Raw genomic sequence first — 15475 nt, 5'->3', positions numbered from 1 at the left:
TCAGAGGTACTTCTGAGCGAAGAATGTACGGAGCAAGTACGTCTCGGGTACGATTCGGATAGGGTTCGGATATGCTTTTCATTACCCGTAAAAAACTTTGATTAATGAACCTTTCCCATGCAAAAAGCAGAAGATGAAAAAAATACTATGTTGCATTTTGTCACCGTTTTGCTCCGTACAGATAAAGAAGTACATAAAAAGAGCTTTGGAATAAATAATAACAACTGAAATATAAAATACCTATTAAAATGATTACTACCATGAAAAAATGCTTTTTACTATTACTCGTTTTCTTCTTGTTCGGGACTCTGAATGCAGCACCCAAACATTCTAAGAAAACTAAATATCCATCTTACAAAGGTTTGGTTATGGCTGGGTATCAAGGTTGGTTTCACCAACCGAGGAAAGGGGTAATGTACCCGGATGAGAACAGTGTCCGCATAGATATGTGGCCGGATGTGAGTGAGTATGAGAAAACATATCCGACGGGACAGAAATTGGCAGATGGCTCTACTGCCCGCTTTTTCTGTTCTACGGATGAGAGCACGGTAGATCTGCATTTCAAGTGGATGAAGGAGTATGGGTTGGATGGTGTATTCATGCAACGTTTCTTCGGGGCTGCCCGTCCGGAAGCACGCAGGCGGAGTACAGTGCTGGAGCATGCCATGAAGGCGGCTTCAAAATATGGACGTGCTATTGGAGTTATGTATGATTTGTCCGGCCTGGCAGCTAAAGGTGAAGATTGCTCCATGTTGATTGACGACTGGAAATATCTGGTTGATTCGCTGCGTGTAACTAATCAGACAGGTGAACAGACTTATGTCTTTTATAATGGCAAACCGTTGGTTACTATCTGGGGTGTCGGTTTTCCTGATCGTCCGTATGATATTCGTAATATCGGTTTGGAACGTTTTATCGATTTCCTCAAAAATGATCCGGAATACGGTGGTTGTAGCGTTATGTTGGGAGTACCTACTTTCTGGAGAGACCTGAATGCCGATTGCGTACATGATCCTTACTTGCACGAGCTTATCAGACAGGCGGATATTGTTCTGCCATGGATGGTGCAGCGCTTTACTCCGTTGCTCCACAATGATATGGATCGTTATCGGGATGTTATTCTTGGTGATATAGCTTGGTGTAAAGAGAATAATATCGGTTATGTGCCTTGTGTGACTCCTGGATTCAGTTGGCACAATCTAAGTCGCCATGCATTCAAGGATGATGTGAAACCTTCCGGTTCTATTCCCCGTCAGGGCGGACGCTTCTATTGGCAACAGATTTCTACGGCAATCAATGCAGGGGCTACGATGCTGTATGTAGCTATGTTCGATGAAGTGAATGAAGGTACTGCCATTTTCAAGTGTACAGATAATCCTCCGGTGGGAAAAGAAGTCAAGTTTGTGGGTATGGATGGGATGCCGTCCGATCATTACCTGTGGCTGACGGGTGAGGCGGCAAAGATGCTTCGTTGTGAGAAACCACTGAGCTTTGAGATGCCTCGGAGGGATACGAAATAGAAAATCGAAAAAACTGCGAATTATTAAGTTGAAATTAAGAGCTTTGTTAATCAGTCAACTCTAACTTTGCTCATATTAAATATTAAAACTATAAAAAAGCGTATGAAAAATTATTTGATTACCTTGGCTGCTTTGTCGTTGACATTGATGAGTTGCAACAACCAGAAGCAAGCTAAAACGGTTACTTTAGGTCCGAATCCTTTCATTACTCACATGTATACAGCTGATCCTTCCGCCCATGTATGGGAAGACGGACGTCTGTATGTTTATGCTTCCCATGATGTCGACCCTCCGCGTGGGTGCGATTTGATGGACCGCTATCATGTATTCTCTACGGATGACATGGTGAACTGGACGGATCATGGTGAAATATTAAACTCTTCGCAAGTGTCTTGGGGGCGTAAAGATGGTGGCTTCATGTGGGCACCCGATTGTGCATATAGGAATGGCACTTATTATTTTTACTTTCCGCATCCGAGTGGTGATGACTGGAACAATACCTGGAGAGTGGGCATAGCTACCAGTAAACATCCTGCCAAAGACTTCACTGTACAGGACAAGTATATTGACATGATAGGAATGGAAGACGATTGCTTTGCCATGATAGATCCCTGCGTCTTTGTGGATGATGATGATCAGGCTTACTTCTACTATGGCGGTGGAGGCCGTTGTGTGGGTGCCAAAATGAAGGATAATATGATGGAACTGGCAGAACCGCTGCGTGCTATGGAGGGTCTGAAAGATTTTCATGAGGCTGCCTGGGTACATAAAAAAGACGGTGTGTACTATTTGTCCTATGCTGATAACCATGCGGAGAATGGCAAGGGGGCTAACCGTTTAAATTATGCAACCAGTAATTCACCGTTAGGACCATGGACATATCAGGGTGTTTATCTGGAACCGACAGGTTGCGATACAAGTCATGGCTCTATAGCTGAATATAATGGTGAATGGTATGCTTTTTATCATAACTGTTCTATTTCAGGAAGGGGAAATCTTCGCTCTATTTGTGTAGACAAGCTATACTATAATCCGGATGGAACTATAAAAGTAGTAGAACAAACAAAATAAAATCGTATGCGTCTATTTATTCATCTGTTGAAGTTGGGTTTCTTTATTGCTGCACTTGCTCTTACAGCTTGCAGCGATAAAGATACGCCGGGAGAAATACCTCCAGAAGTTCCCCCTGAAGTGTCAGAGGTAGATCCTCCGGTTCCTGATGGGTCGTATGAGTACGATTATGATATGGACTATGATTCGGAAGAATATCTGAAAGCTTATAAAGGAACGACCTATAAAGGTCCGCATCGGGTACCCGGCACCTTAGAAGCGGAAGATTTTGATGAAGGAGCACAGAATGTGGCCTATTATGAGAGCGACTCTAAACTGGCTGATGTGGGGTACAGAGGTTCCCACGCCGTTGATGTTCGTGCGGAAAGTAAGGCTTCCGGAGGTTATTATATCGGTGATGTACAGCCAGGTGAATGGATGTGTTATACGATTGAGGTAGATGAGGATGGCGCCTATGCCATTGAAACATTCTGCGTGAAAGGGGACGGATCGGAGGGAAGTTTCTACTTTGAGGTAGATGGTAGGGGTGCAAGCCGTAGTATAGATATGCCTCTTGGGGGATGGACGGATTTTAGCCATAAAGTGAAAGCTAATGGAATCCAACTGACTAAAGGGAAACATGTACTGAAGTATTGCGCCAATACACCGGGAAACATCGATAAGTTCGTTTTAACGCGTACAGGTGAGTTGGAAGATATTTCTAATTCTTTCACTTACCCTGTTACGAAAGCAATGAGTAATCCCCTGTTTGTAGAGTGGGAGTCACCGATGTACAATAGTTGGATAAAGGGACCTCTTTACACAGCTGATGCTTCTGCACATGTATGGAACATTGATGGGAAAGAAGTACTTTATGTGTATGCTTCGCATGATATGGAGCCTGCACTCGGATGCGACCGCATGGATCGCTATCATGTTTTTTCTACGGAAGATATGGTGAATTGGACCGATCATGGGGAGATAATGAATGCAGCCACAGTGCGGAAACATAATGGTTGGGGGTGTGATGGCTTCATGTGGGCTCCCGATTGTGCTTATAATCCGGAGAATCAAACTTATTATTTCTACTTCCCGCACCCGGCCAATGCTGCTGATTGGAATAGTACCTGGCGGGTGGGAGTAGCTACCAGTAAGTATCCGAATAAGGAATTCCGTGTAAGAGGTTATATCGAGGGTATGCCTCCGGAAATTGACCCTTGCGTATTTATAGATGAGGATGGTCAACCTTACATTTATAATGGAGGTGGAGGTAAATGCTATGGTGGTAAGTTACGGAAAGATGACTGGACGAAACTGGATGGAGAGGTTAAACCGATGACCGGCTTGAATGATTTCCATGAAGCGACCTGGATACATAAATACAATGGTAAGTACTATCTATCGTATGCGGATAATAGCCCGGGTGCCAATCGTTTGAGGTATGCAACAAGCGATTCTCCGTTAGGCCCATGGAAGTATGAGGGGATTTATCTGGAACCGACCACTTGTGACACCAGTCATGGTTCTATTGTAAAGTATAAAGGTCAATGGTATGCCTTCTATCACACTTCTGATTTTTCAGGACAGGGAAATCTACGTTCGGTTTGTGTAGATAAGTTGTTCTATAATTCGGATGGAACCATACAGGTCGTAAAGCAGACCCGTGGACAGAAATAATCATTAAAAAGAGACTTATTTTACCACTTTATTCAAATTTAATTAGCGATTAAGTCTTTTTTAATTGAAAGGGAAAGTGCTGAGCCTTACATTTGCCTTCGAGAATAAATATAAACTAAAACTGTTATATTATGAAAATTACACATTGCCTGGCTTCTGTAGCTTTAGTTTCCATGTTGGGCGCTTGTAGTGGAGTACAAAACCAAGTAGCCGCCGTGAAAGGTCCGGTGGACTATGTGAATCCTTACATGGGAAATATCAGTCACTTGCTGGTGCCCACTTTCCCGACTATTCACCTGCCGAATAGTATGCTTCGTGTCTATCCCGAACGGGCGGATTATACAACAGATCAGTTGAACGGCCTTCCTTTGATTGTGACCAGTCATCGTGGTAGTTCTGCTTTCAATCTGAGTCCGTATCAGGGAGATAAACTTCGTCCGGTTATAGCTTATAGCTATGATGATGAGAAGTTGAAACCTTATTATTATGAGGTGGTTCTCGATGACGAGGAAATCAAAGTGAAGTATGCACCTTCTCATCAGTCGGCTCTTTATCAGATAGATTATAGTCAGCAGGATAAGCCTGTATACATGATGATCAATTCGCGTAACGGTGCTATCAAGGCAGGTGACGGTTTTGTGAGCGGTTACCAGCAACTGGAGAATAATACGCGGGTTTACCTGTATATAGAATCGGACGTTGCCCCTATAGAAACAGGTATTCTGGCTGATGGTAAAATAGATGCAGACAAGAAAGAAGCAGAAGGGCGTAATGCCTGTGCTGTAATGCACTTTGCAGACGGAACAAAAACAGTCAACTTGCGCTATGGAATTTCATTTATAAGCGAAGAACAAGCCAAGAAAAACCTGCAACGTGAATTGCCTGATTATAATCTGCAGGCTTTGGCAGAAAAGGGACGTCAGGTCTGGGATAAAGCATTGAGCGATATTCAGGTAGAGGGTGGTAGTGAGACGGATAAACAGGTTCTTTATACATCGCTTTACCGTGTATTCGAACGTCCGGTTTGTATCAGCGAAGACGGTCGTTATTTCAGTGCCTTTGATGGAAAGATACACGAAGATAATGGTGAGCCGTTCTACACAGACGATTGGATTTGGGATACTTACCGTGCTGCCCATCCTTTGCGCCTTTTGATTGATGAAGGAACAGAAAAGAATGTGATTGACTCTTATCTGCGTATGGCTGAACAAATGGGTAATATGTGGATGCCTACTTTCCCTGAAATTACAGGTGACTCCCGCCGTATGAATTCCAATCATGCCGTAGCAACTGTAGCTGATGCGGCTGCTAAAGGCTTGCAATTCGATTTGGCTAAAGCCTATGAAGCTTGCCGTAAAGGTATTGAAGAAAAAACACTGGCTCCATGGTCGGGTGCTGCTGCCGGTTGGATTGATGATTTCTATAAGAAGAACGGATATATCCCTGCACTTCAGGAAGGAGAAAAAGAAACAGACCCGAATGTACATCATTTCGAAAAGCGTCAGCCAATTGCAGTTACGTTGGGAACTTCCTATGACCAGTGGTGTCTGTCACGCATAGCCGATATGTTAGGAAAAAAAGAAGAGGCTGCTCATTATCTGCAATGTGCTCATAATTACCGTAATGTGTATAATGCTGAAACTGCTTTCTTCCATCCGAAGGATAAGAATGGTAAGTGGATCGAACCATTCGATTATCGTTTCTCCGGAGGTATGGGTGCTCGTGAATATTATGGTGAGAATAATGGTTGGGTTTATCGTTGGGATGTTCCTCACAATGTAGCCGATCTGATTGATTTGATGGGTGGTAACCAGCAGTTTATAGCAAACCTGGATCAAACTTTCCGTGAACCGTTGGGACGTGGCAAATATGCTTTCTATGCACAGATACCGGATCATACCGGAAATGTGGGACAATTCTCAATGGCTAATGAACCCTCTCTGCATATTCCTTATCTGTATAATTATGCGGGTCAGCCTTGGAAGACACAGAAACGTATTCGTCAGTTACTGAAGACTTGGTTCCGTAATGACTTGATGGGATTACCGGGTGATGAAGACGGTGGCGGTATGTCAGCATTTGTAGTTTTCTCTTCTTTAGGTTTCTATCCGGTAACTCCGGGTTCTCCGTCTTATAATATCGGCAGCCCTTTGTTTACTAAGGCTAAGGTAATGTTGAGCAATGGAAAGGTATTTGAGATAGAGGCACAAGGTGCATCGGATGAAAATAAATACGTTCAGTCTGCAACATTGAACGGAAAAGAATGGAATAAACCCTGGTTTAGTCATGACGACATAAAAGAAGGTGGAAAATTGGTATTGGTGATGGGTAGCAGACCCAATAAGGTATGGGGTAGCGCAGGTGATGCAGTACCTCCATCCGCAGAAAAACAATAAGGCATAAGTCAATAGGAAAAACATGAAAACACTTAAAAAGATTGTATTTACAGGATTATTAGCTCTAATTGCCTGTGCCATTCCGGCACAGGCTCAAGAGCTATATAAAGATGAGAAGGCACCGATGCATGAGCGCATCATGGATTTATTATCACGCTTGACGGTTGAAGAAAAAATCAGCCTGTTGCGTGCCACCTCTCCGGGAATTCCCCGTTTGGATATTCCTAAATATTACCACGGTAACGAAGCGCTTCACGGAGTGGTTCGTCCGGGACGCTTTACCGTTTTCCCGCAGGCTATCGGACTGGCGGCAACCTGGAACCCGGAATTGCAATTGCAGGTAGCTACGGTTATTTCTGATGAGGCCCGTGCCCGTTGGAATGAGCTGGAGCAAGGACGGGAACAAAAAAATCAGTTTAGTGACTTGTTGACCTTCTGGTCTCCTACAGTGAATATGGCGCGTGACCCACGCTGGGGACGTACTCCGGAAACTTACGGAGAAGACCCATATTTAAGTGGTGTCATGGGTACTGCTTTTGTGAAAGGCCTGCAAGGCGATGATGACTGTTATCTGAAGATTGTGTCGACTCCCAAGCATTTCGCAGCCAATAATGAAGAACATAATCGTTTTGTATGTAATCCGCAGATTTCAGAGAAACAGTTACGTGAATATTACCTTCCGGCTTTTGAAGCGTGCGTGAAGGATGGTAAATCAGCTTCCATCATGTCAGCGTATAATGCGCTGAATGATGTGCCTTGTACCTTGAATGCTTGGTTATTGACGAAAGTACTTCGTGAGGACTGGGGATTCAAAGGATATGTGGTTTCCGATTGCGGTGGACCTTCCTTGTTGGTGAATGCACATAAATATGTGAAGACTAAAGAGGCTGCGGCTACCCTTTCCATAAAAGCAGGCTTAGACTTGGAATGTGGTGATGATGTATTTGATGAGCCTTTGTTGAGTGCCTACCGTCAATACATGGTTACGAATGCTGATATAGATTCGGCTGCCTATCGTGTGTTACGGGCACGTATGCAGTTGGGGTTGTTCGATAGTGGAGAAAAGAATCCTTATACGAAAATATCTCCGGCTGTGATAGGGTCGGCAAAGCATCAGGAAGTAGCTTTGAATGCAGCACGTGAATGTATTGTATTGCTTAAGAATCAGAAAAGGATGTTGCCGCTTAATGCCAAAAAGGTGAAATCAATAGCTGTGGTAGGCATCAATGCTGGTAATTGTGAGTTTGGAGATTATAGTGGTTCGCCAGTGATTGCTCCAATCTCAGTGTTGCAGGGTATCAAAGATAGAGTAGGCGATGGTGTGAAAGTGGTATATGCTCCTTGGAAATCAGCTGTAGACGGTATGGAACTCATACAGGGAGTCAATTTCCCGGAAGGATTGAAAGCCGAATATTTTGATAATACAAAATTACAGGGGACTCCGAAAGTGCGCAAAGAAGAATGGATTAACTTTGAGCCTGCCAACCAGGCACCCGATCCTTTCTTACCTAAATCTCCTTTGTCAGTTCGCTGGACAGGAAAATTACGTCCTACGGTTACCGGACAATACACATTCAGTTTTACATCAGATGATGGTTGTCGCTTGAGCATTGATGGAAAAATGCTGATTGATGCATGGCGAGGACATGCTGTCCGTACAGATACAGCTACTATTTATCTGGAAGCCGGAAAGGATTACCAGTTGAAGGCGGAATATTATGATAACCGCGACTATGCTATTGCTAAACTGCAATGGCGTGTCCCACAGGTAGGAAAGATGACACGTCTGGATTTGTACGGTGAAGCCGGAAAGGCAGTACGTGAGTGTGAGACAGTGGTTGCCGTATTGGGCATTAATAAGTCAATAGAACGTGAGGGGCAAGACAGATATGATATCCAACTTCCGGCGGACCAACAGGAGTTCTTGCAGGAAATCTACAAGGTAAATCCGAATATCGTAGTTGTATTGGTAGCAGGTAGCTCATTGGCTATCAACTGGATGGATGAACATATTCCGGCTATCGTGAATGCTTGGTATCCCGGTGAAAGCGGAGGTAAAGCTGTAGCGGAAGTTTTGTTTGGTGATTATAATCCGGGTGGCCGTCTGCCGTTGACCTATTACAGAAGTCTGGATGAACTCCCTCCGTTTGATGATTATGATATTACTAAGGGACGTACTTATAAATACTTCAAAGGGGATGTCCTGTATCCTTTCGGTTATGGTTTAAGTTATACCACATTCAAGTATTCCAACTTGCAAGTGGCAGATGGTGGAGAGGAGATAAATGTTTCTTTCCAACTGAAGAATGCAGGTAAATATACAGGTGATGAGGTTGCTCAAGTATACGTGAAGTTGCCTGAACGGGATGAAGTAATGCCTGTCAAAGAACTGAAAGGTTTTGAGCGTGTCGCATTGAAGAGTGGTGAAAACAAGAAAGTGACTTTGAAATTACGTAAAGATCTGTTACGTTATTGGGATGAAGCGAAAAGCAAGTTTGTCTATCCTTCCGGTGATTATACGATCATGGTAGGTGCTTCTTCTGCTGATATTCGTTTACAGAAGGTGGTTTCGGTATTACAGAAAGATAATTATCCAATGTCTCACCCGGAAAAATAAATAAGTATGGAACGGAATGCCAAATTTCAGTGGATATTTTGTCTCTTATTGGGTTGTGCTACTTCATTAGTAGCGCAGAATGTGGCAAATTGGGGATTGACTCATCCTCAGCCGAAAGAGACGTTACCGAAGTCGAAAGCGCAAATCATGATGCCCACCCCGAAAATGCAGACACCGGTGGAAGCGGTGGTAGAGAAGGTTGGGGAGAATGATTTCCTGTTGAACCGGGGCTGGAAACTGACGGATGGCAAAAATGGATGGTATAATGCAACCGTTCCGGGTACTGTATTGACTACTTTAGTGGATCAGGGGGTGTATCCCGATCCTTATTATGGACTGAATAATCTGGCAATTCCCGACACTCTGTGCAGGATGGATTGGTGGTATCGTTTGGAATTCAATTCACCTGTTCCAGAAGGCCGGGAAGCCTGGCTGGTTTTCAAAGGTATCAATTATCAAGCCGAGATATGGCTGAACGATGTATGCCTGGGTACAATGAAAGGTGCTTTTATCCGGGGTGAATTTAACGCAACGGATCATTTGGTGGATGGCAAGAATACGTTGGTTGTTCGTATTCTTCCACCGCCTAACCCGGGAATTCCTCACGAACAATCTCCATCCGCCGGAAACGGTATGAATGGCGGACAATTGTGTCTGGACGGGCCTACCTTTATTTCTTCAGAGGGATGGGACTGGGTGCCGGGCATCCGTGACCGGAATATAGGAATCTGGCAGGATGTACATTTACGTTTCACGAACGGTATCCGTCTGCATGATACGCAGGTAGTTACTCATCTGGCATTGCCGGATACTACGGTCGCTGAAGTTACCGTACGTACGGAAGTGGAGAACTTGCAACCGATAGCCAGACAAGTATCCGTTGACCTGAATCTTGAAGGTAAAAAGGTGACTCAGGAAGTAAACCTTGCACCGAAAGAGCGGAAAACGGTTGTCTTTACTCCGGATGCTTACAAGGTATTGGAACTGAAGTCTCCCCGTTTGTGGTGGCCGAATAATTACGGTCGTCAGGAACTTTATACGATGGATGTGGTTGTAGCGGAAAAAGGCGTACCCTCTGATTCTAAGAAAGTGCGTTTCGGAGTCCGTGAGCTTTCTTATGAATTGGAAGTCTGTTTTCCCGATGATTCTATCCGCCGGGTGGAATATCGTCCGACGGTTATGGAGCAGGGCGAACCTATCTTTGATAATATAAACCGCAAATATATAGAAGGCGGCATGTGTATGCCTCGTCTGAAAAAGAATGTTTCTTCTGATATTCTTGTGCCGGCACCTGATAAAGCCATGCAGCATTATATGGTGATAAAAGTCAACGGCAAGCGTATCTTCTGTAAAGGAGGTAACTGGGGAATGGATGATGCCATGAAGCGCGTTTCGCGTGAACATCTTGAACCTTATTTCCGGTTGCACAAGGAAGCGAACTTTAATATGATCCGCAACTGGACGGGCGAGAGTACGGAAGCGAGCTTCTATGAATTGTGTGATGAATATGGTATGCTGGTTTTCAATGACTTCTGGCTGAGTACGCAAGGCTACAATATGTCGGTAAATGATGATAACCTATTCTTGCGGAATGCAGAAGATGTAGTGGTACGTTTCCGTAATCATCCTTCCATTGCTGTTTGGAATCCCCGGAATGAGGGCTTTGCACCTGTTTATATCGAAGAACATCTGGCGAAGATGATTGCCGAGAAAGACGGTACCCGTTATTACAGTCCGAATTCTACTCATTGCAACCTGAGACCAAGCGGACCATGGAACTATCATAAGAATCCGGTGGATTACTATCGTGATCGGGCACATGGGTTCAATACTGAACAAGGTTCAACTTCCATTCCTACGGAAGAATCCATTCTGGCTATGATGGATGTGAAAGATGCCTGGCCCATCAGTGATGTGTGGTATTACCATGATTTACATGGTGGGCAAAGAGAATTTATGGAGGCGATAGACCAGAAATATGGAAAGCCGACGGACCTGAAAGATTTTAGCCGGAAAGCACAGATTGTCAATTACGACAGTCACCGTGCCATGATGGAAGCTTGGAACAGTAAAATGTGGAATAGTACAAGTGGGCTGTTGTTGTGGATGAGTCATCCGGCTTGGCCCAGTATGGTTTGGCAGATTTATTCCTGGGATTATGAAACTTTCGGTTCTTTCTATGGATGCCGTAAAGCGTGTGAGCCGATTCATATCCAGAAGAATCTGGATGATCAGAAAGTAGTGGTTGTCAATACTTCTTTGAAAGAGATAAAGGGGGCTAAAGTAATATATGAAGCTTATTCTCTTGAAGGTAAGTCATTGTTTAAACGCACTTCCAAGTTGAATGTATTGGCTAATGGATTGACTGAGTGCTTCGTACAAGATAAACCAATTTCTGTATCCGGAGTATATATGGAACGCTTGATACTTCAGGATAAGCGTGGCAAGGTTATTTCGATCAATGATTATTGGCAAGATAACGGTGAGGGTAATTTCCAGGGATTCAATGCTTTGGAAGAAGCCTCCATAAACTGTAAACTAATCCGGCAAAAGGAGAGTCAGATACAAATAGAATTACAGAACACCGGAGCAATGCCTGCCCTCGCTCTGAAACTCAATGTCCGTGAGGCGGATACAGATAAGCGTATTTTGCCGGCTTATGCTTCCGACGGCTATTTTAACCTGTTACCGGGAGAGAAGAGAACGGTAACGGTGGAATATGTATCCCGGGAGGAAGTCGCCATTTCTGCTGAAGGGTATAATTTAAAGCGTAGCAGATTACTCACACTGAAATAAATAAGGCCATTATGTGGAACAAAAAGATACTATACTCCATATTTATCGGTATAGCATCGCTGGGAGTATGCGCTCAGCCGGCTGTACGTCAAGGATATTCCATTCATTTTCCTGAAACTTATGCGAAGTGGCAGGAAGCTCTGCTGGCAGGTAACGGTAAGATGGGAATCATGGTTTTTGGAAATCCTTTGCATGAAACGGTGGTATTCAATGATCGCTCTTTCAACTTTCCACGGCAGAACCCGCGCACGTTTGCGGAGGTTCCCCGTGATACGCTCGATTTGATAAAGAAATACTGCGCAACCGGGAAGTTTAAAGAAGCGAATGATTTGGCTGTCCGTACCTCGCATTGGCAAGACGGGGGAGAGGGTGGAAGACATCCGGGCTTTGCACTTAAAATAGATATGGATGCTTCCGGAGCGGTAAGAGATTATCGCCGTATTTGTAATTATGAAACCGGTGAAATTACTGTCCGGTGGAGTGATGAACGTGGAGCATGGAAGCGTCGGGCGTTTGTTTCAAGAGATGCCGATGTTGCAGTCTTCGAACTACAGGCACCTTCTGCTGGTAAACTGAATTGTGCCATCAGTTTGCAAATGCCCGCAGAGATGAATTTCCCGAAAGGACTGAAAACAAAATGTCTGCATACGAAAGATTATCTGAATATCCGTGTGAACTATGCCGCACCTATGGATACTATAGGCTATGAGGGAGGTATCCGCGTGAAACAGAAAGGGGGCTCTTCTTTTTTGCATAACGATACCTTATACATAAAGGATGCCTCGGAAATCCTTTTGCTGTCCCGAACTCAAAAGTATCCGGAGAATTGCGGGGCTGAATGGAGTAAAGGATTTCTGAAAAAAGGGCTTGATGCGGTTCGTGCCAATTATAATGGATTATTGAAAGCTCATAAAGCTCTCCACACCTCTATCTATAACCGGGTGCGGATTGATTTGGGCGCGACTCCTCAGGAACGCTCACTATCTAACGAAGAGCTGTTGGAGAAGCAAAAGAATACCGACCAGCCTGTACTGGCTTTGTGGGAGCGTATCTTTGATGCCGGAAGGTATCATTTCCTATCTTCCGGAAACGAACTGACTCCTCCTGATTTGTTAGGAATCTGGACCGGCGACTGTAATGCCGGATGGGGTGGTTACTATCATTTGGATGCCAATTTGAATCTGCAAGTCAGTGGTGGCAATACGGGTGCTATGCCTGAAGTGATGGAAGGCTATTTCCATCTGAATGAGATTTGGCGGAAAGATTTTGAAACCAATGCTGCCAAACTATTGGGTTGTCGGGGTATGTTGGCCTGTGGAAACACACCCGGACTTTCTTCAGGACTGATGGCCTCTATCAATGATTTCTACCCTTACCATTATGCGACAGGTGAAGAAGCCTGGTTACTTTATCCTTTCTGGGAACACTATCTGATAACGGAAGATCAAGGTTTCCTGAAAAATCGTTTGTTCCCTTTGCTGAAGTGTATGGGAGATTTCTATGAAGATTTCCTGAAGTACAAGGATGATGAAGGACACTACATTATTGCAGGATCTGTTTCACCGGAAAACCAGCCGTCCAATTTGCGGGTATCTTTGCTTAATAATTCCGCTTTTGATCTTTCCGGAGCCCGTTTCCTGCTGTCTACATTAGTTAAGGTATGCGATTTACTGGGTGAAGAACAGGGCGTAAATGGTGGTAAAGTCCGTTGGCAACGCTTATTGAATGAATTGCCTCCCTACCGGATTAATAAGGATGGAGCCATCAAAGAATGGGGCTGGCCGGGACTTGAAGAGAGTTATAATCATCGCCATTCCAGCCACTTGATGATGGTATGGCCTTATCGGGAATTCTCGGAAGATAAGACACCGGAACTTTATAAGGCTGCTCATAGGGCGCTGCAAATGCGTGATCAATACAACTACGAGAATGCCGGTCACGGCTATCTTCACGCTGCCTTGATTGCTGCCGGACTGCATGATGCCTCTTCGCTAAAGAAGAAAATGATGACGCTTACTCAGAAGGATTTCTATTATAACAGTTTGTCTACTGCACATTATCCGAACCATGGTACTTTCTGTACTGATGTTTGTCATTCCGTACCCGAGGTACTGATAGAAATGCTGGTTGGCTCCAATGAAGAAGGTATTGACTTATTACCAGCTTTGGTGGATGGTATCCGGCAAGGTAGCATTGGTGGAATAAAGACTCGTTGCGGAGTTACCATCGAACATCTTTCATGGAATCTTTCACAAAATAAGGTGTCTGTAACCTTGTATTCAGCGAAAGACCGGAAAATAAGAATGAAAGCCGGTCAGACGTATGATCGTACTATTCAGTTGAAGAAAGGGAAAACTTATAAAGCTACAATCGATTATCAATAGCAACGGTTGCTATTAATTACTAATATAAAACGCATTACTTATGAAAAAACATTTTTATTCTATTTTTGCATTATTTCTGGTAGGAGCTATGTTCTCTTGTCAGTCCCCTAAAAGCAATTCGGCTAAAGAAGAAACAGCCGGTATTGACAGTATGGCTCCCAATCCATTTATCACGCATATGTACACAGCCGATCCTTCGGCACATGTATGGGCGGATGGACGTTTGTATGTATATGCTTCTCATGATATCGATCCTCCGCGTGGTTGCGATTTGATGGACCGTTACCATGTATTCTCTACAGATGATATGGTGAATTGGACAGATCATGGTGAAATTTTGAATTCATCACAAGTTCCCTGGGGGCGCAAAGAAGGCGGATTTATGTGGGCTCCCGACTGTGCTTACAAAGATGGTACGTACTATTTCTATTTCCCGCATCCCAGTGACACGAAATGGAATAATAGTTGGAAGATCGGTGTAGCTACCAGCAAGGAACCGGCTGCTAACTTTACTGTGCAGGGATATATCGAAGGAATGGACCCGTTGATCGACCCTTGTGTATTTGTGGATGATGACGGTCAGGCTTATATCTATAACGGTGGCGGCCAGATTTGTAAAGGCGGCAAGCTGAAAGATAATATGGTGGAACTGGATGGAGAAATGAAGGAAATGGAAGGTCTGGAAGACTTCCACGAAGCTACATGGGTTCATAAATATAATGGAAAATACTATCTCTCTTATTCCGATAACCACGATGAAAACTGGAACGACGGCGTGAAAGGCGACAACCGTATGCGTTATGCTATCAGTGATAACCCGCTCGGTCCCTGGAAATCTATGGGTATCTATATGGAGCCTACGGATAGCTATACCAATCATGGCTCTATCGTAGAATATAAAGGCCAGTGGTTTGCATTTTACCACAACAGTGCTTTATCCAATCATGATTGGCTACGTTCTATTTGTGTGGATAAACTTTATTACAATGAAGATGGAACTATCCAGATGGTGAAACAAAGAAAATAAGATAGATT

Annotated in this window: 8 protein-coding genes; all 8 read left to right on the top strand. The window is 44.1% G+C overall.

Annotated features, from left to right (window positions below):
* The first annotated feature begins 260 nt into the window (after nucleotides 1–260).
* The 8 genes from QZ135_RS01700 to QZ135_RS01665 all read left to right on the top strand — a co-directional run bounded on the left by QZ135_RS01700 (nucleotide 261) and on the right by QZ135_RS01665 (nucleotide 15467).
* Nucleotides 261–1520, top strand: a complete 1260-nt coding sequence (locus QZ135_RS01700) for a glycoside hydrolase family 71/99-like protein (protein ID WP_294605370.1) — start codon at nucleotides 261–263, stop codon at nucleotides 1518–1520.
* A gap of 102 nt (nucleotides 1521–1622) precedes the next feature.
* Nucleotides 1623–2591: a family 43 glycosylhydrolase gene (locus QZ135_RS01695; RefSeq protein WP_294605368.1), complete on the top strand. Its 969-nt coding sequence runs from the start codon at nucleotides 1623–1625 to the stop codon at nucleotides 2589–2591.
* Between the two features lie 6 nt (nucleotides 2592–2597).
* Nucleotides 2598–4247: a family 43 glycosylhydrolase gene (locus QZ135_RS01690; protein WP_294605367.1), complete on the top strand. Its 1650-nt coding sequence runs from the start codon at nucleotides 2598–2600 to the stop codon at nucleotides 4245–4247.
* 131 nt (nucleotides 4248–4378) lie between these two features.
* Nucleotides 4379–6643, top strand: coding sequence for a GH92 family glycosyl hydrolase (locus tag QZ135_RS01685; RefSeq protein ID WP_294605365.1), 2265 nt, complete (start codon nucleotides 4379–4381; stop codon nucleotides 6641–6643).
* 22 nt (nucleotides 6644–6665) lie between these two features.
* Nucleotides 6666–9260, top strand: coding sequence for a beta-glucosidase (locus QZ135_RS01680; protein WP_294605363.1), 2595 nt, complete (start codon nucleotides 6666–6668; stop codon nucleotides 9258–9260).
* Nucleotides 9261–9266: 6 nt separating this feature from the next.
* Nucleotides 9267–12056, top strand: coding sequence for a glycoside hydrolase family 2 TIM barrel-domain containing protein (locus QZ135_RS01675; RefSeq protein ID WP_294605361.1), 2790 nt, complete (start codon nucleotides 9267–9269; stop codon nucleotides 12054–12056).
* Between the two features lie 11 nt (nucleotides 12057–12067).
* Nucleotides 12068–14440, top strand: coding sequence for a glycoside hydrolase N-terminal domain-containing protein (locus QZ135_RS01670; protein ID WP_294605358.1), 2373 nt, complete (start codon nucleotides 12068–12070; stop codon nucleotides 14438–14440).
* A gap of 40 nt (nucleotides 14441–14480) precedes the next feature.
* On the top strand, nucleotides 14481–15467 hold the full coding sequence (locus QZ135_RS01665) for a family 43 glycosylhydrolase (protein ID WP_044533804.1): 987 nt from the start codon (nucleotides 14481–14483) through the stop codon (nucleotides 15465–15467).
* Nucleotides 15468–15475: the final 8 nt, after the last annotated feature.

Source organism: uncultured Bacteroides sp., assembly GCF_905207245.1.
In the GTDB taxonomy this organism is placed as follows: Bacteria; Bacteroidota; Bacteroidia; order Bacteroidales; family Bacteroidaceae; genus Bacteroides.
Note: the sequence above shows the minus strand (reverse complement) of the source record. Positions and strands in the feature narration are given on the sequence as shown.